A 23,214-nucleotide genomic window follows, 5' to 3' on the forward strand; every position below is an offset into this window, starting at 1 on the left:
GTAAGTCATCGCCAGCTTTTAAATACGAAAGCCCCCTTAACATAAATGTTAAGGGGGCTTTTCTATGCCTAAAAATAAGTACCTGCCATACATGAATAGATAACGTGTGTGATCATTTTTTATTGTTTATGAGATAAACTAGCTTAAGTTCGCGTGTTAATCTGAATAGCTTTTATTCATTTTGTATAATTCATCATCTATTTTTTACAAATTAATTGTTTCTCAAACATTTTTTTTTGTAGGATAAAGTTAATTCCTATGCTATAACTTCAATATCGGCACATTTTTTGCTTTATGTAACTCGTTATTGGGATGTTGCTTTATGAAGTTATCAGTTGGATTGAAAGTTGCGAATTCTTTATCGCTTACCCCTCAATTACAACAGGCAATACGTCTACTGCAATTATCAAGCTTGGAACTCGAACAAGAAATCCAAATCCAGCTCGACAGTAATCCTTTATTGGAAAAAATAGAAGAAGAGAGCACTGCAGAAAGTCTTTCTCATGCTGAAAATCAAGAAAGTACAGATCTGACACAAAATCTTAATGCAGATCATTTACCTGACGATTTACCAGTAGATACCGATTGGGATGATATCTATACCCATCAGTCAACTGCACTAGCGTCACCTGAATACGAAGAGCGTGAGGATAATCGACAAGCCGAACATACTTTAAAAGAACATATTTTAGAGCAAGTTAATTTACTCCACTTTTCAACGATTGATCGCTTGATTGCCTATTGCATTGTAGATTGTTTGGATGAAAAGGGATTTCTCGATGCTGAAATTGATGAAGTGATTGAAGCAGCACAACATCTGCTGTCTGAAGCAGGTATGAGTGAAGAAATCGAAGCGGATGAAGTCGTTGTGGTGCTCAAACATATTCAACGTCTCGATCCGGTGGGTGTCGGCGCTAAAAATCTTGCTGAATGTCTTAAAATTCAGTTGGATGTCTTGGATCCAAACACTCCATTACGTAATGAAGGATTATGTTTATTAAAATATTACGAACTTTTGGTCAGTAACGATTTAAACAAGCTTTTGAAATACACTGGTTTTTCTATGGTGCAAGTTAAAGCCGTGATTGAGTTTTTAAAAACCTTAAAACCTTATCCAGGTTTGAGTTTTGAGTCGCAAGAGTCTGACTATCAGATTCCGGATGTTGTGGTGTGTAAAAAAGATCAATCATGGCAAGTACAGTTGAATCCAGACATCATGCCTAAATTACGCATCAATTCATTTTATTCGAATATGATCCGTAGGGCAGATCAAAGCGACGATAATATTTATCTTCGTAATCAGATGCTCGAAGCTAAAAATTTTATTAAAAGTATTGATGAGCGTCATAAGACGCTGTTAAAAGTGGCGATGTGTATTGTGCAGCATCAGCGTAGCTTTTTTGAAATTGGCCCAGAGGGCATGAAACCTTTGGTTTTACGTGATGTAGCCGAAGAAGTTGAATTACATGAATCAACAGTTTCACGAGTGACGACCAATAAATATATGCTGACACCACGTGGTTTGTTTGAATTGAAATATTTCTTTTCAAGTCATGTTGGTACCACATCTGGAGGCGAATGTTCATCAACTGCGATTCGTGCCAGAATAAAAAAAATGGTCGCTGCTGAAAATCCACGTAAGCCTTTGTCAGATAATGCGATTGCCAATTTACTCAAAGATGAGGGGATTGATGTGGCGCGTAGAACGGTGGCGAAATATCGTGAATCGTTACATATTGCATCATCGTCTGAGAGAAAAGTCTTGATCTGATCTAAAAAATCTGACTATCCTACTGGTTCATTGTTGCAAAACAATGAATCTTTTTTATTTAAGGAATGGTTGAAATGACTTATTGACGTGCTTCAAACTTTTATTGTCTTAAGTTCATTTTGCGAACATGAATATCCTGATAGAAGGTGAGGGATAAAATTATGCAGATAACAATTCGTGGACATCATTTAACTATCACACCTGCCATTGAAAACGATATTAAATCTAAATTTGGTCAAATGACAAAACATTTAGATCAAGTGAATAGCATGCAGGTGAAACTTTCAAAAGATCATCAAATCGATAAACGAACTCACAAAGGCAGTTCGAATCATATCGCTGAAGCGATAGTACGCTTACCTGGTATAGAGCTTTTTGCACAGGCCTCTGCCGACGATATGTATACTTCGATAAAAAAACTCTCAGAAAAATTAAAACGGCAATTGCAAAAGCATCGTAAAATACAATGCTCTTATCAGCAAGTTGTTGTTCCTGTTTGATTTTTTTAAATAGTAAGAGGCTGGTCTCCAGCCTCTTTTTTTATGAACAAAATGTAGTTTACTACTGAATTATCTTCATGATTTATAGTAGAATGACGGGTTTTTACACCCAAGGTTGTATAAGAGGTCTCGCAATGAATAATGAACAGCTTACACAAATTTTACAAGATGCATTTCCCGCGGCGGAAGTAGTAGTAAGTGGACAAGCTGGAAAATTTGACCTCCGTATCGTGGATGATCAATTTGAAGGAAAACGTACGGTTGCACGTCAGCAAGCGGTTTATGCGCCTTTGAACTCTTATATTGCCAGTGGTGAAGTTCACGCAGTCACAATTCGTGCGATGACCAAAGACGAATGGCGCAAAGCAAGTCTATTCGGAGCTTAATTCTACATGGATAAATTTCTTATTACGGGTGGAGTAAAGCTCGAAGGCGAAGTGCGTATTTCGGGTGCAAAAAATGCAGCATTACCTTTGTTGGCTGCCATGATTTTGGCCGAAACGCCAATTACCTTGCGTAATGTTCCAAATCTTAAAGATGTAAATACATTAGTAAAATTGATTGCTGGTCTTGGTATTACCATGGACTATGAAGGCGATACGGTTAAAGCGGATACCTCGACACTCAATAATCAATTTGCACCGTATGAGTTGGTTAAAACCATGCGTGCTTCTATTTTGGTTCTTGGCCCATTGTTGGCACGCTATGGCAAGGCGCAGGTATCGCTGCCAGGCGGCTGTGCAATTGGTTCGCGTCCGGTCGATCAGCATCTTAAAGCGCTTGAAGCATTGGGTGCGCAAATTGAAGTTGAAAATGGATACGTACATGCCACTGTGGATGGTCGTTTAAAGGGTGCCGATATCACCTTTGATATGGTCACGGTTGGTGGTACGGAAAATCTCTTGATGGCAGCAGTTTTGGCTGAAGGTGTCACCACGATTCGAAATGCTGCGCAAGAGCCAGAGATTACCGATTTGGCCCAAATGCTCATTAAGATGGGTGCAAAGATTGAAGGCTTAGACACCAGTACGCTGGTTGTGACGGGCGTTGAACATCTGCAAGGGTGTGAATATTCAGTCGTTGCCGATCGTATTGAAACGGGCTCTTACTTGGCCGCTGCTGCAATTACAGGTGGACGTGTCAAAACCACACATACCGACCCAGCCTTACTTGAATCTGTGCTAGAAAAGTTTGAAGAAATGGGTGCTGAAGTCACTCGTGGTGATGACTGGATCGAGTTGGATATGCTTGGGAAGCGTCCGAAAGCGGTCAGTTTTAGAACACTGCCACATCCTGAATTCCCAACAGATATGCAAGCGCAGCTGATGGCAGTCAATGTGATTGGTCGAGGATTTGCGACTATTTCTGAAACCATCTTTGAAAATCGCTTTATGCATGTCCCTGAATTGTCACGTATGGGTGCCAATATTCAGGTTGAAGGCAATGATGCGATTGTCACTGGTGTTGAAACGCTTCAAGCGGCACCTGTGATGGCAACTGATTTACGTGCATCATTTTCATTGGTTTTGGCTGCGCTAGTTGCGCAGGGTGAAACGCTGATTGATCGTATTTATCATATCGATCGCGGTTATGAAAATATTGAAGAGAAATTGCAAGGTTTAGGCGCGCAGATTAAGCGAGTAAGTTAATGAATGATATGAGAAACGATGATCCAAACTTTAACGTAATGGGAAATTTTGATCATGGTTTAACATTAGCGCTCAGTAAGGGCCGAATTTTAAAGGAAACATTGCCGTTGCTTGAAGCGGCTGGCATCAATTTACTTGAAGACCCAGACAAGTCGCGTAAGTTGATTTTTCCAACCACACATCAAAAAGTGCGTATTCTCATTTTACGTGCATCTGACGTACCGACTTATGTAGAAAACGGTGCTGCCGACTTTGGTGTGGCGGGTAAAGATGTATTGATGGAGCATGGTGCTCAGCATGTGTATGAGTTGCTGGATCTTAAAATTGCCAATTGCCGTTTGATGACTGCTGGTAAAGTCGGGATTACACCACCTAAAGGCCGCCTTAAAATTGCGACTAAATATGTGAACTTAACACGTCAATACTATGCCAGCCTTGGTGAACAGGTCGATGTGATTAAGCTGTATGGTTCAATGGAATTGGCACCTTTGGTGGGATTGGGTGACTATATTGTCGATGTAGTTGATACAGGCAATACACTACGTGCAAACGGTTTGGAACCACTTGAAGAAATCATGCAGGTTTCTTCACGTTTAATTGTGAATAAAGCCAGCTTTAAGCGCAAGCAAGCGTTGCTTAATCCAATTCTGGCGCAAGTCGAGCAGGCGGTTGCAGCACGTCAGGTCAAGTAATTATTCCAAAGCGATAAAAAAACCGTCATCTCTATGGCGGTTTTTTTATCGAACAAAAGAGCTATAGATCACCTAAAACCATGAGATGATTCGTCTTTAACATAAATTTTTTTGACAAGATCAATCAGAAAATCAAATCTTGCTGAGCCAGAATTTCAATCAAACATTACTCCAATTGTGAGTTTTTGAGTTTCCACAAAAGCACTGAAAAAGAGTACACTAGAAGCCTATTTTCACTAAAAACCGTGTAGGTAAATTGATGCGACGTTTATCGACTCAAGATCAAAACTTCAAACAAGTCTTTGCAGACTTGTTGGCGTTTGAAACTGTAAATGATCCTGAACTTTTAAAAACTGTAGACCAAATTATTGCTGATGTACGTCAGCATGGTGACGCACATGTTCTTAAGCTCACTCAACAGTTCGATCGACATCCAGCGCATCAATTTTCAGATTTGGAACTGACCCAAGAGCAACTTAAAGCAGCTTTTGAAGCACTGACCACCGATGTACGTGAAGCCCTTGAACTCGCCGCAGAGCGTATTCGGAGTTTTCACGAAGCGCAAAAGCAAGATGGCTGGAGCTATGTCGATGCATTGGGTAATACCCTTGGCCAGAAAGTAACGCCTTTAGATCGCGTGGGAATTTACGTTCCAGGTGGTTTGGCATCTTATCCATCTTCTGTCTTAATGAATGCGATACCTGCTCATGTCGCGGGCGTACCTGAAATTGTCATGGTCGTACCTGCACCGCAAGGTGAGCTAAACCCGCTGGTATTGGCAGCTGCTTATCTGGCAGGAGTAAATCGAGTATTTACGATCGGTGGCGCTCAGGCAGTGGCAGCATTGGCTTATGGTACTCAGACTGTACCTTGTGTAGATAAAATTACGGGTCCGGGAAATCGTTTCGTTGCAGCGGCCAAGCGTGCAGTATTTGGTCAGGTCGGTATCGACATGATTGCAGGCCCATCTGAAATTTTGGTCTATGCCGAAGGGCAGAACAATGCTAAATGGCTGGCGATGGATTTGTTATCACAAGCCGAACATGACACTGTGGCGCAGGCAATTTTAATTACCCCAGATGCTCAGCTACTTGATGATGTGGCACAAGCCATTGAAGAACATTTGGCAGCTTTACCAAAAGCCGATATTGCACGTACTTCAATTGCTAATCGTGGTGCTTTGGTGTTGGTAAAAGATCGTCTTGAAGCGATCGAATTGATCAATCAAGTTGCGCCTGAACATTTACAACTATGTGTAGATGATGCCGAGCAGATGAGTCAGGATATTCGCCACGCGGGTGCCATTTTCATGGGGCGCTTTACGCCTGAAGCCATTGGTGACTACTGTGCAGGTCCGAATCACGTATTACCCACTTCGGGAACAGCACGTTTTTCATCGCCACTTGGCGTTTACGATTTCCAAAAACGTTCGAGCCTCATCATGTGTTCAGAAGCAGGTGTAAAATCCCTCGCAAAGACAGCAGATATTCTGGCTCAACAGGAAAATCTGGATGCACATGCACGCTCAGCTCGCTACCGTTATCAGTAAGATTTAAGGTTGACCAAACCATCAACCGTTTTTAGGGGCTATGGCTTGGCCCCAACAAGAGAATAGCGCAATGAATATTAGCAATGAACAAATGCGATTTTGGAGCCCGGAAGTCCGTGAGCTTGAGCCGTATGTGCCTGGCGAGCAACCTAAACTTCAGAATCTCCTTAAATTAAATACCAATGAAAACCCGTATCCGCCTTCACCTAACGTCGTGGCGGCAATCGAAGCGGTTTTGCACAATCAGGCAGATGCCTTACGTTTGTATCCAGACCCAGATGCGCTACAGTTGAAGCAGGCCATCGCCGATCAGCAGCACCTAGATGTGAGTCAGGTGTTTGTCGGAAATGGCTCAGACGAAGTATTGGCGCATATTTTTAAAGCATTCTTTATTCAAAACGATGCGATTTTATATCCGGATATTACCTATAGTTTTTATCCGGTATACAGTCAGTTTTTTGGTGTCAAAACCAAGCAAATCCCTCTCAACGCGCATTTTGAAATTGATGTCGAGGACTATCAGCAACCAAACGGCGGGATTATTATTACCAATCCGAATGCGCCGACCAGTATTGCATTGTCACTCGATAAAATTGAGCAGGTGCTGAAAAATAATCCAGATCGTGTGGTGGTGATCGATGAGGCTTATGTTGATTTTGGAGCAGAATCGGCGGTTAGCCTGATTCAACGTTACGATAATTTGGTGGTGTGTCAAACCACTTCAAAATCTCGTTCACTGGCAGGGTTACGTGTTGGTTTTGCGTTGGCACAGGCACATCTGATTGCTGCACTGGAAGCAGTAAAAAATAGCTTTAACTCGTATCCGATTGATCGCTTTGCACTCGCTGCAGCAGTCGCATCGTTTCAAGATCAGTCATATTTCGAAGCGCAGTGTGAGAAAGTCATTCAAAGCCGTGAGGTTTTGGTAACGCAGCTTGAGACACTCGGTTTTAAAGTTTTGCCATCAAAAGCCAACTTTATCTTTGTGACTCATCCAGCACATGATGCTGCAACACTGGCAACACAACTGCGAGAACAAGGCATTATTGTTCGTTATTTTAACAAGCCACGTATCAATCAGTTTTTACGTATTACGATTGGTACCGATGTGCAAAATCAGCGTTTGATCGACAGCTTAAGCCGTTTATTTCATTCTGCATAATCGTCTGTGTGGGACTGCCATGTATTGATCAGATTCAGCATGGCAGATACTTTATCTAAGCATTCTTGATACTCAGCTTCTGCATCTGATGCAATAGTGATACCGCCGCCTGCCCAGACAGAGAGCGTGTCCTGATATTTTTGTATTGTGCGAATCAGGATATTCCAGCTGCCTGTACCATCCAAATTAAAATAACCAAGCGATCCGCAATATGCGCCGCGCGGTGCCTGCTCTAATTCTTCAATAATTTGCATGGCACGAATTTTGGGTGCACCTGTAATGGAGCCTCCTGGCAAAGCAGAACGAAGAACATCAAATGGGTTGGCATCTTTTTTTAATTGAGCCGTAATTTCACTCACCATGTGATGCACTTGATTAAAACTTTCAATTTCAAATAATTTGGTGGTTTTAACCGAACCAGTTTCGGCGTGAACGCTAAAATCATTACGGAGTAAATCTACAATCATGACATTTTCGGCCTGATCTTTGACTGAAGACTTTAGTTGCTGTTTCGATTTTTCATCTTGCTCAAGGTCTTTATAGCGTGGCATGGTGCCCTTGATTGGACGCGTCTTCAAAGACCGATTTGCTTCAAACTCAATAAAAAGTTCGGGTGAACAACTGAGCAGTTCAAAATCATCTAGCTTTAAATATCCTGCATACGGTGCGTTGGTGAGCGTCCACAATTGATCTGCTTTTGACAGAAGCTCACCCTCACAACAGGTTTGAAACTCTTGGGTTAAATTAATCTGGTAACAATCGCCGGCCTTGATGTAGTCTTGAATTTTATGAAAGGCGTGTAAATATTCGCTTTTTGACCAGCGTGGATGAAAAGAATGATGTAGGCGAAGTGGCTGAATGGAAGAAGCAAGTGTTTGACTGAGCTGATCAATCAGCCAGTTATAGTGTTGTTCAGGCTGTTCTGCATCGCTATAAAAATACCAGCCATCTGCATGCTGGCATAAATAGGTTCGATACAATCCAATATACAAGGCAGGTTGTACTGCATGTTTTACACATACATCCTGAGAAGCTGCAATATCGTAACCGATAAACCCAATATAACCGCCTTGAAAGCCTAAATCAGATGAAGCTGAAGCAGTGGGATCAAACTGAATAAAATCGTTTAAATTTTTATAATCGTGATTTAAGTGATAATTTGTGAACGCATCACGTTGATAAAAACGATATTCATCATGCTGATAAATTGCATAAGCTTCAGGATGAAATGCAATGATAGGCGAATCGTGATTATTCAAAAAAACTAAACCAGTCGATGCATGAAGTTGTGTCAAAATATGCTGAATGGATGGCACTGGTAAAGGAAGTTTTTGAATATAGCGCACGGAAAAATCGCCCAAAAATGAACAGATAAGCAGAAACGCAATTTTACTACACAATTTAAATGCAAATAAGCTGGCTTGCCACTTATCGGCAAAATGGCAAAAATTACGCAACATTAGTTGCACAAAATGTGAACTAGCGCTACTTTAAAGAGGCAAAATTCAGCTACTCAGGGATATGGAACATTCTTCTTGTAAGAATGAGAGTAGTCAGAAATAAAAATAAATGCTCTTGGGAGAGTTTGGAATGAAAATGTTGACGAAATTGGCTTTAGTCTCTTCAATGCTATTAAGTGCAAATGCCATGGCTATGCAGGCAATGGATGATGCATCTATGAGTGCGACCACTGGTCAGGATGGCTTAAATATTGGGATTAAGCTCGATAATGCCGGAATCAGTATTGATAAGCTATATTTACATGATAACGATGGTTTAAAAACTGACACTGGTATTACGGGTGCAACCGGAAAAGCGGGTGCGATTGCCATCAATGGCGTCACCGTTAAGCAAACTTCGAGTGATAATCTTCTAGATTTAAAAATTGATACCGATGGAAGCGCAAACGGGGCATTTTTGAATATTGCAGCCACAGTGGGTGCTGTCGATGTGGGGATTGGTTCAATTGGTGTCGCGAGTTCGAATGCATCTGTAAATACGACCACAGGCTTGCGTGGTGTAACAGGTACACCAACCGAAATCTTAACAGGGTTAACGCTCTCTTTGGGTAAAGTGAGTGCCAATATTCAGTTGGGCGCGACGCCACAAGGCGCGATGATTGTACTGAACTCGACCCTACAAGGTGGTTTAACGATTTCCAAGTTGGGTTTAAAAGATGCACAAGGTGGTGGTCAGATTTATTTGGATAACATCTATGTACGTGGTGCCAATAACACTACAGGTGATTTAAATCTGAATGCCAGTATTGGCGTCACTACAAACGGGATTCAAATTAAAAACACCAGCGCTCAAAATATTAATACCTATGTGCAAGGTGTACATTTAGGTACTCAAACTGCCAGTTCAATTGGTGATCTTGAAATTGCAGGGCTGAATATGGGGAATTCGACTATTACCATTAGTGGTCACTAATACGTCATTAATTGCTGCAAAAAAACGCGTGATCGACACGCGTTTTTTTGTATGCGTTATTACAAAAAAATACGTATTTCGTCAAAAAAACCAAAAAAAAGCTGCAATTTCTTCAAAAAAAAGGTATCTTCAAAAGACAGGGAATGTAGAGTATTTGCTCTAAAAAATACAATGAAAATCAGGCATTGCTGCCCCAAAAGTAGAACCAAAAGATTATGTTAGAGATTACCTTAGGGTCGGCATTGATCTATTACTTTGCAACCCAAGCCTTCGATATTAAAGATAAAGCTCCGGGGACAGTTCAATATACCGAAACACTCGATTCCAGAGAGCCATCCTTTACACGTATGCACCGTGAAGCAGTCGTGATCAAGCCCGCTGTGGAAGATCAGTTTCGCGGTATTGTGCGTCAGGCTTATGACTATAGTTGTGGATCGGCTGCACTGACCACATTATTGAATGGCTATGTTGGAACCCAACTGACCGAACAACAAACCATGAATGGGCTGCTCCGTTTTGGCGAATATCAGCGGATTATCGAGCGCAGAAGTTTTTCACTTCTCGATATGAAACGTTTTGTGACCGCTTTAGGTTTGGAAAGTGGCGGTTATCGAGGTGAGTTTTCAGATCTGGTCAATCAGGGACAGCCAGCAATCGTACCGATTTCCTATGCTGGTTTTAAACATTTTGTGGTGTACAAAGGTTATAAAGACGGCCGAGTCTATGTGGCAGATCCAGCACTAGGCAATATCAGTTTCGATGAAGTGCGCTTTAAAGAAGTCTGGGAAAATAACACTTTGTTTTTGATTCAAGTGCCCGAAGCCCAGCGTAAAACGCTATTGGCACTTCAAGACAGTGATTTACGACATGTCGAGGATGCCACAGTCAACCGTTATGCATTGATTGACATGCAGTATCCGACTTTTTATATGGAACGCATCGCAGACAAAGCATCTACGGTTAGAAGGGGTGTAGACAACAACAAGGATTCGATGACCTATGGAGAAAAGGTAAATACATTTATGCGGTTGTATTATAAGCGTAAATAGTTGGGTAAGAAAAAAAATAACGTGGTGGATAGAATGAAGAAGAGAACGCAAGGGATGAACAAAACGTTTTTGGCACTGAGTGTCAATGTGCTCATGATTGGGGGTGTCTATGCGGCAGATGATGTAGCCGCTGCCTCATCACAAGAAAAGTCTGCCGAGCAAGCGACAGCGACACAGTATTCTGAAGCGCCAGCTCAGGGGAGCGTGTTTACCGAGTCGAATAGCACGGCTGCCGCTGAGGCAACAGCAAGTACGCCAGCACCTGCTGTTTCGTCAAATTCGGCGGCTGAGGCACTTCAAAAACAAGAAGGTGATGCCACACAGGAAAGTAATCTTCAAGAAGTTTTCACCTCCAACGAGCGCCAATATTCTCTGATCAAACGTGGTGAAATCTCAAGTTACTACGATATTGATTATACCTACTATCGCGATACACGCTTAGATTTGGCTATTGAAGACGGTACTGTTAATCAGCTTCGAGTTGAAGAAGATGCCAACCACACTTTAACCAATACTTTTACCCTGCAATATGGCCTGCGGGATAACTTAACCTTAACCACATCGATCCCGTTTGTGGCCAAAGCGGATAATTTAAAAGATACCACCACTGCCGGTTTAGGTGATATTGCATTTGGAGCGCGTTGGGAACCTTTCCCACTCCAGACAGGGCGTTTACCTCTTATTTTATTTGGTAATATTTCGACCAAAACGGGCGATAGTCCATACGAAATTAATCCTGTCACGGATTTATCGACCGGTAAGGGCTATTATTCGGCAGGTATTGGTGCAAGTACGCGTAAATATATCGATCCGGTTGTGCTGTTTGCTTCGGTTTCTGCCAACTACGGATTTAAGGAATCAGATCTTAATCAGCGCCGTGGTACACGTACGATCACCGAGTTTGATCCAGGCATTAGTGGTGGCTTCTCGCTAGGCTTTGCATATTCATTCAACTACGACGTGTCATTGACGATGTCGTATCAGCAAAGTTTCAATTTTAATTCTGAATTTACCTATAGTTCTGGTGAAACGTTCAAGCCAGCCGATCAAACATCCTCTATTTTTGCGATTGCTCTTGGTGTACGTGTCTCTCCTAAAACCATTATTAACGGAACATTGGGCATTGGTCTGACTGAAGATGCACCGGATGTCTCTCTTGGAATCTCGTTCCCACTGGATATTGCTGGATTTGCCAAAAAAATTAGCTAAGGGGAGTAGTCGCTATGCGATATCTCAGATTACGCCCGTTAGCATCAGCAATTATTCTGACGGGTTGCTCCAATGTCACTTTTGCACAGCTTGGACAAAACCTTTCTGTGGATGTGCGTTCTCTTGCGCTGGGTAATGCGGTAACTGCCGATCCGCCGGGCATCAGCGCGATTCACTTTAACCCGGCAGCATTAACCCGTATTGAAGGCTTACAAACTGATGTACAGGGCTTAATTGCCAACTTTGATATTCAGCGTGAGTTTTCTGCACCGGCTGGATATAACGTTTTTGGTTATTCCGACGACCCATTGGTGTGTAACGATGGGCCAGAAGTCGCATCGAACTTGTGTACCGACTTTAAAGGTTCGGTTCGCGGCGATGTTGAATATGCCAGTATTTACGTGCCTATTTTGAAAAAAATGGTCGATTTGGGTGAAGGTGTTCCGCTTGCTGCACCTACTGCAGGGATCGCGTATAAGCCGCCCGGTTCTAAAATTACCTATGCCACAGCAGTCTATGCACCTTTGGTCGCAGGATTTGGTGCTGAAAATGGTAACCCAGGAAATTTTATGGGGCAGCAGGTTGCGCTAGAGCGTATTACCTACTTATCGCCTTCATTTGCATTTAAAGTCAATGATGAACTGTCCTTGGGGGCATCGGTTGGAATGTCTTATCAAGCCATTTCATTGAAAACCGATTTACGCTTTCCAAACGAATTAATAGGGGTATTACGTTTAGTTGATGAAGTGGTCTGTGCGCCATTTAAAGACAATCAAGACTTTATCACCGATTTACTTTTACTCGGGATTTGTAATGCTCAAGAGGGTATGAATCCGTTTAACCGCTTTGGACAGTTAAAGGTCACGGTCGAACAGGCGTTAAGCCCAAGCTACAACCTTGGCCTGCTTTGGGAACCGCGTGAAGATTTTAGCTTTGGTATGGTGTACCAAAGCTCGAGTAAAATGCGCCTCAAGGGTAAATATTTTATCGACAATGAACGTGCACCGCGCGAGTTGATTCGCGGTTTAAATTCCTCTGCGACGGGGAGTGTCTTTGCACGTGTGCTTGGTTTTCCTTCCAGTATTCCGGCCACAGAGTCTGGTTTGGTGGCTATGGATTTTGAATATCCAGCCCACTTTCAGGCAGGGATTACCTATAAAATTATTCCCGATTTACAAATCAATTTCGATGTGGGGTGGACAGACTATAGCGCTTGGGACAAATTCCGATTTGAATTTGATCGGCAGGTTTCGGCGTTGCAAATTGCCAAGTTACTTTCCAGCGATATCTCCAATACCAGTCTGGCGCTGCCACTTAATTTTACCTCACCATGGAGCTGGGGAATTGGGGTTGAGTATTCTGCAACTGATCGCTTGAAACTGAGAGCGGGTTATGAGCCACGTTCTTCTGCCATTCCAGACGACAAACGTAATACCCTGATTCCGATCAATAATGCACAGTTATTCGGTCTGGGCATTGGTTATCGTTTTGACGCAGATACCGATGTCGATTTGTCTGTGGGCTTTTTACGCAGTAGAGACAATATTCCGGCAGGCAGCAGCTCCTTGGCCAACCAAACTGGCGTGAGTAATATTTTGCTCAATCCCTATGCAGGTTTAGATGTCAAAACCAATACAAAAGTAACCATTTTGGGGATTAACTACAGGACACGGTGGTAATGAAAAAAAACAGCATCAGACGCACTCGGCTGTGGTTTTGTATGTGTGCTGGATCACTTTTAGTTACTGGCATGAATCTTTATGCAGCCGAATTTTTTACCATTATTGGGCCTGATGGACGTCCTTTGGTGATTCAAAAGCAGACGTCTCAGCGTTCAACAGGTCATTCTGCCGCTCCCAGCTCAAAAGCTCCTTCAAATCCAGTACAAAAGTCCTATCCAACTGCGCCAACTGATGCGTCTACATTGACTCCCGCAGTATCAAGTACCCAAACCCAAACATCTACTGGATTTATCAGTTCAAAAAAAGCGACGAGTCAACAGGTTATACCGCTGGCTGAATCGACTTCAAAGCCTGTAATTAAAGCCACTCATACTGCTGCCGTACCATCGCAATCTCCTCCAAGTGACCAAATGGCTACAAAGAGTGCTGACCAATCGATGCTGAATGTATCGCAACCCACCGTGAAACGTTCAGATCAGATGGCAGTAACAGCTACAAAAAACACAGCGCCATTGCCTGCGGTGAAGACTGATACATCATCAAGCAAGCAGTCACCCTATATTTCCAGTATTGGTGGTGAAGAATACGTCAACAGTGAATATTTAGAAAATCGTGAATTTAACTTGGATGGAAAAAAACGTTTTTACATGATGCCACAAGGGGAGATTGACTCAAAAACGGGTGTTGTGCGTATGCAGTCAGTCGAGCGTGAAAAAGGGGTTAGTCGTTCTTTTTTGAATCAGGTGCTTAAACCGAAGGCAAGTGAAACTCCGACTGAGACACTCGCATTGTCTTCGACCTACTTTATTATGCCTAAGCAAGACGTAACTGAAAGTTTGGATACGACTTGTTTTGAAGGTAAAAAAATTAAGAAAGCCAAGGTTTTCGACACGCAAAAAGAAGTTTCGGTCTGGCCAAGAAAACCGCTTGAAAATACCTTTGATTATGATGTGGTGCGCTTGTCTGAGCCATTAAAGCAAATGAAACTGACCTCATATGCATCGACTCAAACCAATCCCCAATTTTATTGGCCTTTTGTAGTGTTTCTCGATCAGAAAGGCTGTGTACTCGAAGGGGTGAGCGGCTATAAAAATCAAGAGTATCCTGCAACTGCACTTAAATATGCAGCATTAGAAGGCATCATTCGTTTACCCGAAAACGCGCATTATATTTTGATGACACCGTTGGCTTCCGCTCTGGACGTAGAAGACAAGTTACTGACAAATCAAGGACAAATCAAGTTAACGGCAATCCGTTAACCCAAAAGATGGGTACAACAATGAAAAAGAAAATTTTAATTTCGACCGCGCTGACTGCGCTTGTATCTGCACTGGTAGGTTGTGGTGGTGAAAGTGGTAATATTAATGAAGACACCAATAATGGTGTTACCACAAGCACCAGTTGTAAAACCACCGATGCTAACTGCCAAAGTTTCTATATGGTTTATCCAATTGCAGGTCTGAATTTCGATTGTAGCAGTGATAAGGTGAATCATTTCGTGACGGCGCAAAGTGGTAACGCATTTACAGGCGCATGTAAGCTTGGCGATACCGTTAATTTTTCGATCAAGGGTCAAACAGCAGACAAGCAGATTAATCTGGGCAGTCTAGACTTAAAAACCATTTCGCCTATCAATATTGGTCAGCAACCGCTTTCACTGCTTGATATGGCAACCGCAATGGTGGGTAAGGCACCTGCGACATTTGATTTATCGGATGATACCGTTAAGGTGGCCACTGCACTGGTACGTATTTTTCAGGCTTTAGGCGTGCAGCAAAACAGTAATATTGCCGGAGATATTCAGCCTGTTGCCATGACTGAAGATTTCAAAAATGGACTCTCTAAAATTACTCGTTCCTTGAGCGTGAGCGATTTTAAAGACGGCAGCTATGCAGCGGCACTGGTGGGATGGGTCGATGTCTCGACGGTGTCTGAGGCACAGGCATTGAATGTGGTCAAAAAAATGGCCAATATACAAAATGCAGGAATTTACAACGCAGAAATCTTTACCCCAAGCAGCTTGGTCGATTTGGCGATTTTAAAGTACACCAGTGGTTTCCGCGGCAGTTCATCTACAACCAATAAACAAATTATTGCCAATATGTACCTGATGACTGACCGACAAGGCTTAACCTCGGGCTATGGATTACAATGGCAGGGCGTACCTAAAAATACGGGTGATTTGGGTTATCTCACCTTAATTAGTCAGTTTGCACCAACCAAAATGACGGCACAAACACAAAGCACGTGGCTCAATCCACTGACCAAATCGCTGTCTTCGACACAACCTTTTCGATTTAGTTTCGGTAGCAACAGCAGCGACGACTTAAAAATTTTCCAAGGCAAATTACTCGATAACTATTTGGTGGTGGCAACAGACGATTTGTATAAGCGTGCCATGAATACCACGACAGTAGACAGTTCGGTTTTTGGACGGTGGACCAAAACTGCCGACAATGAAACTTTTAACGGAACGATTGATCTGGCCAAGATTAGTCCGATTACCTATCTCGACAGACGTGTATTTAAGTCGAGTAATAACATCAGCTCTGGACGTTATCTATTTCCACTCAATGCCACACTGATCTTTAAGTTTACAGATACCAGTGTTGCAGATGTCAAACTCGGAATCGTGATCGATGAAAATGGCGATATCCGTACCGATATTGGAGCGAATGCCACTACAAATGATATGTCTGGAAATTGTGGAATTTTGACCAATGGCATGCAAGATAACTTCGGTGTGACGCAATATCGGATTGGAACAACAGGTGCAGCCAATTTCTCGGCAAGTGACAAGTCGATCACCATTCGTATGATTTTAAATGAAGCACGATTTGGTCTTTTAGAAGGCGTGCTGCTTGGTTTAAATCAAGGACTTGCAGTCAGTGGAGAAACATCATCAGCCCAGCTTAGCTCTGGCGGTGTAAAAATCAATCTGAATAACTTATTAGACGAAAGCGCGAATTCTCGTGCGCTGTCGATTAGTGATTTTAACAACAACTCGGCAAACTGGGCCAATATTTATGCGGCTTATCAACGGGTTTACAACAATATTTCCAATGTTCAGCCCGCACCGACAACTGCACAGATTGAACTAGCCAAGCGCACATCTGGTACACTAAGCATTGAGCTACCAAACTGTTATAGTGTAAAAAATAAATAATCAACAACATGAAAAAGGCCAGTATGACTGGCCTTTTTTTATTTTATCCTGTGTGATCCAGACGGGTGCCGATGGTTTCTAAATGTACCGGAAAGTGCTGTTGTTTACGGTCTTCAAAGTAATGTCGAAGTGTACGCTCAACACTTGGAAACGCCAGTTCGCTCCATGGAATTTCGTGTTCTTCAAATAACCGCGATTCGATGCTTTCTTCACCTGCACCGAATACGCCGTCTTTGAGCAGGGCTTTGAACAACACGTAGATCTGTCCGATACGTGGAATGTTATACATGCAGTATAAATGTTCAATGTCGATCTCGGCTTCGGCTTCTTCACGCGTTTCACGTGCAGCGCCTTCTTCCATGGTCTCAAACAACTCCATGTAGCCTGCGGGTAAAGTCCATAATCCGTAGCGTGGTTCGATTGCCCGACGGCACAGCAAAACCTTATTGTCCCAAACTGCCAGTGCCCCGCAGATGAGTTTTGGATTTTCATAGTGAATATGGCCACAATTGCCACAAACACGGCGCAATTTATGATCACCTAGCGGGATCTGTTCTTCTGTTTTATGTCCACAAACGATACAAAAACTCATAACAATCATCGGGGCTAAAGATAGCTCAGCATAACTGAATTTTTATTGTTTCGCATCATTTGTATACGACCCCAAAAAAATTGAGCTATGATGGAAAAATAACAAGAATCGAGAGGCGCAAATGAGTGAACAAGGATTAACCCATCGGTTACAACAACGACTACGTTTTGCGCGACGTACTCAACCTGCAGAAGCTGCCGTATTAATTGCGATTACCGATGAAAAAGATCCGAAGGTGTTATTGACGCGGCGTTCTACCCGCTTAAAAAATCATGGCGGAGAAGTCTCTTTTCCGGGCGGAAAACGTGACCGTGGTGATACCAGTAATATCGTGGTGGCATTACGTGAAGCGCAAGAAGAAACGGCACTTAATCCCTTCGATGTCGAGTTGATGGGAGATCTGCCCATGCAGCGTGCCAAAAATGGCATGCTAGTGAAACCCATTGTCGGGCTGATTCCACCCGATGTGCATTTGATACCGCAGCCTACTGAAATCGATCGTATTTTTTTTGCTTCGCTTGAACAATTACTCAATGCGCCGCCAGAACCCCATCAGGTAAAATATATCAAGCAAACGTTGTACTTTCCGAGTATGCGTGTCGAAGATGAGGTGGTCTGGGGTTTAACGGCACGTATGTTGATTTCACTCTTTCAATATGGCCTTGGTTATCAAAAGGAGTGGCCATTCTTATTAAATTCGCCTCTATTTATTCGGCAAAAACTTGAAAAGAACAATAGAAAGGAGTAACTCAGATGATGTATAGCTTTCAAGGACAACACCCTAGAACCAAACACCATCCGTGGAAGGGGTGGATTGCAGGTAATGCGACCGTGATTGGTCAAGTCGAACTGGGTGATGACGTCAGTATCTGGTTTGGAGCGGTCGTTCGTGCAGACAACTGTTTAATCCGGCTGGGCGATTTTACCAACGTACAAGAAAATGCCGTATTGCATACCGATGCGGGAATTGAGTTGGTGGTCGGAGACTATGTGACCATCGGACATCAGGCCATGCTGCATGGCTGCACCATTGGTGATAACAGCCTGATCGGTATTAACGCCGTGATTCTGAATCATGCCGTTATTGGAAAAAACTGTATTATTGGTGCCAATGCCCTGATTCCTGAGGGTAAAGTCATTCCCGATAATTCGGTGGTAATGGGGTCGCCGGGCAAAGTGGTTAAAACACTCGATGATCAGGGTGCAGCACAGCTTAAAATGAGTGCCATGCATTATGCCGAGCACTATAAAAAATATGTGCAGCTTGAACCGTATTTTTTTGATGAATATGAGTCGATTTGAATCTTGGATTCGTGCAAACCGATTACGTTGAATCACTCGCCTGACAGCGGGGAGTAGAGTATGATATTCAGCGTTTTTGTTAATTATATAGCGTAAGGTTTGCATGAAAGTGCTTGCATTGGAAACAGCCAATGAACAATGTTCTGTGGCCTTGATTGATCAACATCAAGAGCTTTTTTTTCAACTTGATGATCGAGCCAAGGCTCAGACTCAAACAATTTTACCCATGATTGAAGCCGCCTTGCGCGATACGCAGACCGAGCTGCATGAACTCACAGCAATTGCATTTAGTCGAGGCCCAGGATCATTTAGTGGTGTACGGATCAATGCTGCTGTGACACAGGCATTGGCATGGGCCAATGACCTGCCGGTGATTGCAGTGTCTACTTTGCAGGCACTGGCGCAGGCCGCTTATCAAACCCATCAATTACAACAGGTGACTGCTGTTTTAGATGCACGTATGCAAGAAGTTTATTTGGCTAATTATGTACTCGATGATGCCGGCATCATGCAACTCGATGGCGAGGAACGTTTGCTGAACTATGCAGATGCTCAGGCAGCAGCTCAGTTTACCGTTGTTGGTTCAGGCGCGCATTTAATCGCGACCACAGAGACACAGGTGGCAGCAGTCCAGCCGAATGCACATCACATTGCATTACTTGCAAGACACTATGCACTCAATGAGCAATGGGTGCCGGCTGAACAGGCACTTCCTGTTTACTTGCGTGACAATGCGTGGAAAAAAATTGCCGAGCAAGGCAAAGCACAGTGATTGCATTACCTTTGTTTTTATTGTTTATTTTTAAAGGATATACCTGATGGTAAATCCAATGCGATTATATACTGTGGCCGAAGTAAAAGATCAGGCAGAAGCGGTTCAACAGCTTCTTCAGACACGCGGTGTGGTCACTGAACTGATCGAGATTGAGCAATTAAATGCCCGTTTCTTAAGACAGCATCCCGAATTGGCCTTATGTGTCGATCATGCAGGGTTATGGCTTAGTGCCAATGGAATGAAAATGCAGCCCGACTGGATGGCTGAAATTCCTCGATTAAAACGTGCCAGCCTAAAATCTGAAATGATTGCACGAGCGTGTCAGTTGGGTGAGCAACCGCATTTAATTGATGCCACTGCGGGCTTAGGACATGATGGTTTGCTCATGGCCAGTCTTGGTGCAGAGGTCACTTTGGTGGAGCGTCATCCTATACTTTTTACCTTGCTCGAATTTGCAAAACAACAGGCCGAACAGGATGCGTATTTAGCGCCTGTCATGGCACGTATGCACTTGATTTTTTCAGATGCTGCCGACTACTTGACGCAGCGAATTGAGCAGCAGGCGATCACTGATGTGGTGTATTTAGATCCGATGTTTCCTCAGCGTGACCAGCATCAGCAAGCAGCCAAGAAGCAGGCTCGGGTAAAAAAACAAATGCAGCTACTGCATCTGTTGTTACCTGAAGATGGGCAGATGGATTTAGGAGATCAACTGTTAGCCCTTGCACGGCAAATGGCAAAGCGTGTGGTGGTGAAACGTCCGAGACACGCCGTATTTTTAAATGATGAGACTCCTGACCATCAATGGCAGGGTGATGCCTGTCGTTTTGATGCTTATTTTCAGCTTTCTCTGTGAGTAAGTGTGATCATTGCTTCAATATTTGCCAAAACTTTGCTATATAGTGAACATGCGTCACCAAGAAAATTGCACTTCGGATTCAACTCATAAAGTGCTTACCAAACTCACGGCCTCCCGAACAATTCTATGATCGACCTCAAACCGTCCATTAACTTTTGGCATGATTTTAAAAGCAACCAAACCGCGGGTTTATGGTTATTTTTGGGGTCGAGACGTTCGCTTCAGGTCATCCATCCCTCAATTTTTCAGCTTTTGGTTTGGGGTGTGTTGGGGGGTGCTGCCAATACGCTATTTAGCTGGTTGGTGGCAGGCGATGGAGGCGCATTTAATTCTCAAGGATTGGTCAGTTACGCGTTATGGCCATTTCTGGCACTGATTGTCGGGATTTTCCTTTCTCAGCGAACCAACAATGCCCGTCTGATGCTGGTACCTGCAATTTTGTGGCTGGTACTGGACACCAATATTGCACTTTTACAAAGTTTGATCCAGTATCTGGGCCAGCTCGACTATTTACCTTATTCATTGTATGACTATTTGCCGAGCATCTTTATGGTGCTGTTTGTATGGCAAAGTCTGGCGGTGGTATGGGTATTTGCCCGTGAATTAAAATGGCCATGGTGGGAGCGTGCACTCATTATGATTGCAACGCTGGTGACTCTGGTGGTGTGGCAGGGATCGGTGCGTAGTCAGCCGATCTGGAAAGTAGAAGATGTTCCTCCTAGCTTTGCCGAAGATGCCTTTTATGCACAGAGTCGCCTACTCAATAAAGCCCTTGAGCAAATTCAGTATGGTGAGTTCGCGCAAAGTCACTGGTACTTTTTAGGGGTGGCAGGTGCCAGTTATCAGGATGTCTTTAAATCTGAAATTATGCGCATTAAAGAGCAATTCGATACGCGTTTTGGCACCATTGGCCGCTCGATGATGCTGGTCAATAATCCAGATACCCGAACCCAGATTCCGTTGGCATCGAAAACCAGTATCGCGTTGGCGTTGAACCGGATTGGTCAACAAATGAACCGTGAAAGTGATGTGCTGTTTTTGTACATGACCTCGCATGGCGCGCCAGATCAGTTTGAAATTGAAAATGCACCGCTAGATTTAGGGCAAGTCGATCCAAAATGGCTACGTGAAGCCCTCGACAAGTCCGGTATTCGCTGGCGTGTCATTGTGGTGTCTTCGTGTTTCTCGGGCAGCTTTATTCCCGCATTACAATCACCAGATACACTGATCATTACGGCATCGGCTGCCGACCGACAATCATTTGGTTGTACCAACGAAGCCGACTATACCTATTTTGGTCGGGCGCTCTTTGATCAGGCCATGCGTGATCATCATTCAATGAAAGATGCATTCTTGCAAGCCAAGCAAACCGTCGCAAAATGGGAACAGGCACAAGGTTTTGAGCCTTCCGAGCCACAATGGATGATTGGTAAAAATATGGAATTGATGCTACCTCAACTTGAACAACATTTATTCCCACAACAAACTGTGCCACAGGCCAGCGTAATTTCACATGAGGAAAAGACCCATGGAACTGCTGCAAAAAAACAAGTGTTATGACGGAGAACAACGAATTTATCAATTTGAGTCGACCCATTTAAACGGGACTACTCGATTTGGGATTTTTTTGCCGCCTGCGGCACTTGAAGGCAACCGCTGTCCGGCGCTGTTTTATCTGGCTGGCCTCACCTGTACCGAAGAAACCTTTGCAATCAAAGCACATGCTCAGCGTCTGGCTGCACATCTTGATTTGGTTTTGATTATGCCAGATACCTCACCGCGAGGTGAAGACGTGGCCAAAGGCGATCATTGGGATTTGGGGCAGGGAGCAGGTTTTTATATCAATGCCACTGAGCAGCCTTGGCAAGCCCATTATCAAATGGAAAGTTTTATTGCCGAGGAGTTATATGCTTTGGTGCAACAAGAATTTCCAGTCGATTCTAGTCAGATCGGCATCATGGGCCATTCGATGGGCGGGCATGGGGCATTGACGCTAGCGTTTAAGTATCCTGAAAAGTTCAAATCCGTTTCTGCATTTGCACCAATTTGTGCGCCTGTACAATGTCCGTGGGGCCAAAAAGCATTTTCACATTATTTGGGGGCAGATCAAGCCGTATGGCAAGATCACGATGCAAGTGTATTGGTTGAAAGCAAAGGTGCTTTGTTTAAAGATATTCTGATTGATCAGGGCATGGATGATCAGTTTTACGATCAGTTAAATCCAGATATATTTCAACGTGCATGTCAAACAGTGGGGCAGCCTCTCACCTTAAGAAAACATGCAGGTTATGATCACGGTTATTATTTTATTCAGAGCTTTGTTGAAGATCATTTGCAATTTCATGCTGTACAGCTTGAAGGATAAATGTATAAATTCAACCTATTGAAAGTGAAGCAGAAATGCTTCACTTTTTTTATTTTAAAGCGTATCCCATGTTGCATCAAACTCATGTTGTGCCATTCGGTTCAAGTGCTCAATCACCACACCTTCAAGGCGGCTATGATCGTCAAGATCACTTTCAATACGTGCTACAAGCGCCGTATCTGAAGGTGTTAAAATGACGGTTGCTGTCGGCATCAGAATTCGAAATTCTGTTTCTGACTCTGCCACTTCAAATTTGTGTTTCCAATGATTGACTAGGCGTTTCGCAATACGTTTACCGTCTTGTGTATCAAGTGTTGTTTGTGTTTTCACTGTGCTGTCCTCAAGTATAGATCCTGACATTAGCAAATTTTACAGCGGGATAGTACCGGCCAAACGAGAATGCTGCGTTGCAATTTTGCAATCTCTTGCGCTGAAACTGTGTAGGATAAACAGGCAGTC

General features: G+C 43.3%; 22 protein-coding genes. 19 read left to right on the forward strand and 3 right to left on the reverse strand.

Annotation, left to right across the window (positions count from 1 at the left end; all coding sequences use genetic code 11):
* The first annotated feature begins 322 nt into the window (after nucleotides 1–322).
* The 7 genes from ADA42_RS02620 to hisC all read left to right on the forward strand — a co-directional run bounded on the left by ADA42_RS02620 (nucleotide 323) and on the right by hisC (nucleotide 7,323).
* Nucleotides 323–1,771, forward strand: coding sequence for an RNA polymerase factor sigma-54 (locus tag ADA42_RS02620; RefSeq protein WP_048763462.1), 1,449 nt, complete (start codon nucleotides 323–325; stop codon nucleotides 1,769–1,771).
* Nucleotides 1,772–1,932: 161 nt separating this feature from the next.
* Nucleotides 1,933–2,271, forward strand: coding sequence for a ribosome hibernation-promoting factor, HPF/YfiA family (gene hpf / locus ADA42_RS02625; protein ID WP_004934846.1), 339 nt, complete (start codon nucleotides 1,933–1,935; stop codon nucleotides 2,269–2,271).
* Between the two features lie 134 nt (nucleotides 2,272–2,405).
* On the forward strand, nucleotides 2,406–2,657 hold the full coding sequence (gene ibaG / locus ADA42_RS02630) for a BolA family iron metabolism protein IbaG (RefSeq protein WP_004934849.1): 252 nt from the start codon (nucleotides 2,406–2,408) through the stop codon (nucleotides 2,655–2,657).
* Nucleotides 2,658–2,663: 6 nt separating this feature from the next.
* The gene (gene murA / locus ADA42_RS02635) at nucleotides 2,664–3,920 is read left to right on the forward strand and encodes a UDP-N-acetylglucosamine 1-carboxyvinyltransferase (protein ID WP_004945443.1); all 1,257 of its coding nucleotides are present in this window, start codon (nucleotides 2,664–2,666) and stop codon (nucleotides 3,918–3,920) included.
* The gene (gene hisG, locus ADA42_RS02640; RefSeq protein ID WP_004934855.1) at nucleotides 3,920–4,612 is read left to right on the forward strand and encodes an ATP phosphoribosyltransferase; all 693 of its coding nucleotides are present in this window, start codon (nucleotides 3,920–3,922) and stop codon (nucleotides 4,610–4,612) included. The genes murA and hisG overlap by 1 nt, the downstream gene beginning before the upstream one ends.
* A gap of 259 nt (nucleotides 4,613–4,871) precedes the next feature.
* Nucleotides 4,872–6,161 carry a histidinol dehydrogenase gene (hisD, locus tag ADA42_RS02645; RefSeq protein WP_004945451.1) on the forward strand — a complete coding sequence of 430 codons (1,290 nt, stop codon included), beginning with the start codon at nucleotides 4,872–4,874 and terminating at the stop codon, nucleotides 6,159–6,161.
* 70 nt (nucleotides 6,162–6,231) lie between these two features.
* Nucleotides 6,232–7,323, forward strand: a complete 1,092-nt coding sequence (gene hisC / locus ADA42_RS02650; RefSeq protein ID WP_048763465.1) for a histidinol-phosphate transaminase — start codon at nucleotides 6,232–6,234, stop codon at nucleotides 7,321–7,323.
* Here the strand turns inward: hisC and pabB are convergent.
* Nucleotides 7,311–8,669, reverse strand: a complete 1,359-nt coding sequence (gene pabB, locus ADA42_RS02655) for an aminodeoxychorismate synthase component I (RefSeq protein ID WP_048763505.1) — start codon at nucleotides 8,667–8,669, stop codon at nucleotides 7,311–7,313. The genes hisC and pabB overlap by 13 nt on opposite strands.
* A gap of 244 nt (nucleotides 8,670–8,913) precedes the next feature.
* Between pabB and ADA42_RS02660 the strand changes: the two genes are divergently transcribed.
* The 6 genes from ADA42_RS02660 (at nucleotide 8,914) to ADA42_RS02685 (ending at nucleotide 16,862) form a co-directional block, all read left to right on the forward strand.
* A complete protein-coding gene (locus tag ADA42_RS02660) occupies nucleotides 8,914–9,756 on the forward strand; it encodes a DUF6160 family protein (RefSeq protein WP_004934866.1) in 843 nt (280 codons plus the stop codon).
* Between the two features lie 215 nt (nucleotides 9,757–9,971).
* Nucleotides 9,972–10,805, forward strand: coding sequence for a C39 family peptidase (locus tag ADA42_RS02665; protein ID WP_004934869.1), 834 nt, complete (start codon nucleotides 9,972–9,974; stop codon nucleotides 10,803–10,805).
* Between the two features lie 54 nt (nucleotides 10,806–10,859).
* Nucleotides 10,860–12,014, forward strand: a complete 1,155-nt coding sequence (locus ADA42_RS02670; RefSeq protein WP_048763467.1) for a hypothetical protein — start codon at nucleotides 10,860–10,862, stop codon at nucleotides 12,012–12,014.
* A gap of 14 nt (nucleotides 12,015–12,028) precedes the next feature.
* Nucleotides 12,029–13,693 (forward strand): OmpP1/FadL family transporter, encoded by a 1,665-nt coding sequence (locus tag ADA42_RS02675; RefSeq protein WP_004934875.1) that lies wholly within the window; start codon nucleotides 12,029–12,031, stop codon nucleotides 13,691–13,693.
* A gap of 41 nt (nucleotides 13,694–13,734) precedes the next feature.
* The gene (gene filE / locus ADA42_RS02680; RefSeq protein ID WP_275042480.1) at nucleotides 13,735–14,955 is read left to right on the forward strand and encodes a putative pilus assembly protein FilE; all 1,221 of its coding nucleotides are present in this window, start codon (nucleotides 13,735–13,737) and stop codon (nucleotides 14,953–14,955) included.
* Between the two features lie 20 nt (nucleotides 14,956–14,975).
* A complete protein-coding gene (locus ADA42_RS02685; RefSeq protein ID WP_048763469.1) occupies nucleotides 14,976–16,862 on the forward strand; it encodes a hypothetical protein in 1,887 nt (628 codons plus the stop codon).
* A gap of 43 nt (nucleotides 16,863–16,905) precedes the next feature.
* Here ADA42_RS02685 and ADA42_RS02690 read toward each other — a convergent pair whose 3' ends face one another.
* Nucleotides 16,906–17,454, reverse strand: a complete 549-nt coding sequence (locus ADA42_RS02690; protein WP_048763471.1) for an NUDIX hydrolase — start codon at nucleotides 17,452–17,454, stop codon at nucleotides 16,906–16,908.
* A 121-nt stretch (nucleotides 17,455–17,575) separates the two neighbouring features.
* On the opposite strand from ADA42_RS02690, the gene ADA42_RS02695 reads away from it, so the two are divergent.
* From ADA42_RS02695 to fghA, 6 genes are all read left to right on the forward strand, one after another.
* Nucleotides 17,576–18,202, forward strand: a complete 627-nt coding sequence (locus ADA42_RS02695; RefSeq protein ID WP_004934887.1) for an NUDIX hydrolase — start codon at nucleotides 17,576–17,578, stop codon at nucleotides 18,200–18,202.
* An 8-nt stretch (nucleotides 18,203–18,210) separates the two neighbouring features.
* On the forward strand, nucleotides 18,211–18,756 hold the full coding sequence (locus tag ADA42_RS02700) for a gamma carbonic anhydrase family protein (protein ID WP_171249907.1): 546 nt from the start codon (nucleotides 18,211–18,213) through the stop codon (nucleotides 18,754–18,756).
* A 103-nt stretch (nucleotides 18,757–18,859) separates the two neighbouring features.
* On the forward strand, nucleotides 18,860–19,528 hold the full coding sequence (gene tsaB / locus ADA42_RS02705; RefSeq protein WP_048763473.1) for a tRNA (adenosine(37)-N6)-threonylcarbamoyltransferase complex dimerization subunit type 1 TsaB: 669 nt from the start codon (nucleotides 18,860–18,862) through the stop codon (nucleotides 19,526–19,528).
* A 46-nt stretch (nucleotides 19,529–19,574) separates the two neighbouring features.
* Nucleotides 19,575–20,387 (forward strand): class I SAM-dependent methyltransferase, encoded by an 813-nt coding sequence (locus ADA42_RS02710; protein WP_048763475.1) that lies wholly within the window; start codon nucleotides 19,575–19,577, stop codon nucleotides 20,385–20,387.
* Between the two features lie 129 nt (nucleotides 20,388–20,516).
* The gene (locus ADA42_RS02715; protein ID WP_048763477.1) at nucleotides 20,517–21,950 is read left to right on the forward strand and encodes a C13 family peptidase; all 1,434 of its coding nucleotides are present in this window, start codon (nucleotides 20,517–20,519) and stop codon (nucleotides 21,948–21,950) included.
* Complete coding sequence (gene fghA, locus ADA42_RS02720; RefSeq protein WP_048763478.1) at nucleotides 21,919–22,755, forward strand: S-formylglutathione hydrolase; 837 nt, start codon at nucleotides 21,919–21,921, stop codon at nucleotides 22,753–22,755. Before ADA42_RS02715 ends, fghA begins: the two co-directional genes overlap by 32 nt.
* Nucleotides 22,756–22,809: 54 nt before the next feature.
* On the opposite strand, the gene ADA42_RS02725 is transcribed toward fghA, so the two are convergent.
* Nucleotides 22,810–23,085 (reverse strand): DUF2218 domain-containing protein, encoded by a 276-nt coding sequence (locus ADA42_RS02725; RefSeq protein ID WP_004945488.1) that lies wholly within the window; start codon nucleotides 23,083–23,085, stop codon nucleotides 22,810–22,812.
* Nucleotides 23,086–23,214: the final 129 nt, after the last annotated feature.

This window comes from Acinetobacter sp. 243_ASPC, assembly GCF_001054715.1.
Classification (GTDB): domain Bacteria; phylum Pseudomonadota; class Gammaproteobacteria; order Pseudomonadales; family Moraxellaceae; genus Acinetobacter; species Acinetobacter soli.